The 786-nt window shown below is 38.4% G+C and carries 1 protein-coding gene; it reads left to right on the forward strand.

The window, feature by feature from the left end:
- The coding region (locus tag BO225_RS12805) for a hypothetical protein (RefSeq protein ID WP_233120329.1) at positions 1-253 on the forward strand (253 nt) is incomplete at its 5' end.
- Positions 254-786: the final 533 nt, after the last annotated feature.

Consider the following 786-nt stretch of genomic DNA (forward strand, 5'->3'; position numbering starts at 1 on the left):
TTTTTGGAAAAGGAATCTCGGTAAATACAAGATCTTCATTATGAGCAGTGGTATTCGTTTCCATAGGGTAGCCACCTCCTGTGGTTACTCTACTTTAACTTTCATCAGGCTGCTACCCGCTGTTTTATTTCCCGCTTACAAAATACCGCAAAGCTCTTTTGTTTTCGATGCTTTGCGGCTTTATCGTTTTCACCCATCGGGTGATGACTTTCAGGTTTGGTTCTTTTACAATATAAGTAACCCAAACAAATAGAAAGGAACCACACGATTCTATTACCTAATTTTGCCGCTGTTGAATATTACGTAACTTCAAGTCCACCCAATACGCTAAAATAAGTCCACTGGATACGGTGGCAAAGTCCACACGTTCCGCTAGAGAAGCCCACCACTTTTCGAATATATTCTCGCCTCTTGACTATAAGATATAGAGTGATAAGTATTTTTATACTTGTCCAATCTTGCAGTCAGGAGGTGTTTTTATGCGAGATGTTAAAAATGTTTTGGAGATGCGATCCCAGTACCATAGTTGTAGACGTTAAGATAAATATGTACATAAACGATGAGATAAATATGTACAGTTTCTAAAAACAGATTGTAAAATTCTCTTATTTGCAGGGAGGATTTTGTGATCATTACTTTATCAATCAACAGCTCGTTGCGTGTTGATTCTTTGACAGATTTGAACAAGCTTATGCCGCTTATGAAGGAGGGTGTTTTGAAATTGAACAAATCCAAGATTGCCCGTGAACTCGATGTCGATCGCAGAACGGTCGATAAATATCTGAA

The sequence above is a fragment of the Dubosiella newyorkensis genome, assembly GCF_001945605.1.
Classification (GTDB): Bacteria; Bacillota_I; Bacilli_A; order Erysipelotrichales; family Erysipelotrichaceae; genus Dubosiella; species Dubosiella newyorkensis.